This is a genomic window from Komagataeibacter kakiaceti JCM 25156, from assembly GCF_000613305.1.
Window position 1 is genome coordinate 1 of sequence record NZ_BAIO01000755.1, and the last position, 856, is coordinate 856.

The 856-nt window shown below is 64.6% G+C and carries 2 protein-coding genes; both read left to right on the forward strand.

The window, feature by feature from the left end; translation table 11 throughout:
• Positions 1–721 (forward strand): glycine--tRNA ligase subunit alpha (locus JCM25156_RS18645; protein ID WP_025814335.1); only part of this gene is annotated, 721 nt, incomplete at its 5' end.
• Positions 722–727: 6 nt separating this feature from the next.
• Positions 728–856, forward strand: a 129-nt coding sequence (locus tag JCM25156_RS31780; RefSeq protein WP_148299433.1) for a glycine--tRNA ligase subunit beta, incomplete at its 3' end; no start/stop codon positions are given.

Sequence of the window (856 nt, forward strand, 5' to 3'; positions counted from 1 at the left end):
GCTGGGGTCGCGCCCGTGGAAGGCGGCCTACGTGCAGCCCTGCCGCCGCCCGTCGGACGGGCGCTATGGCGAGAACCCGAATCGTCTCCAGCACTATTACCAGTACCAGGTGCTGCTCAAGCCCACGCCGGATGAGAGCCAGAAACTTCTGCTCGACAGCTACCGCGCCATCGGCATCGACCCGCTGGAGCACGACATCCGCTTTGTCGAGGATGACTGGGAAAATCCCACCATCGGCGCATGGGGCCTCGGGTGGGAGGTCTGGTGCGACGGGATGGAGGTGACGCAGTTCACCTATTTCCAGCAGGTGGGCGGTATTCCCACCGTCGTCCCCTCGACCGAACTGACCTACGGGCTGGAACGGCTGGCGATGTACGTGCAGGGGGTCGAGAATGTCTATGACCTCGACTTCAACGGCCACGGCCTGAAATATGGCGATGTGTTCCTGCGCGCCGAACGCGATTACTCGCGCCACAATTTCGAACTGGCGGATGTGGAGATGCTGCACCGCCACTTCATCGACGCGGAACGCGAGTCCACCGCCCTGGCGGAAGCCGGGCTGGCCCAGCCCGCCTATGACCAGTGCCTGAAGGCCAGCCACCTGTTCAACCTGCTCGATGCGCGCGGCGTCATTAGCGTGAGCGAGCGCGCATCCTATATCGGCCGCGTACGCACGCTGGCCAGGCGCTGCTGTGAAGCGTGGCTGGCGGGCGAGGAATAAGAGATCATGCCCGAACTTCTGATCGAACTTTTCTCCGAGGAAATTCCCGCCCGCATGCAGGCGCGCGCGGCGCAGGATCTCGAACGCCTTGTGTGCGAGGCGCTGGCCCCGCTGAACCCGCGTGCGGCCACGGCC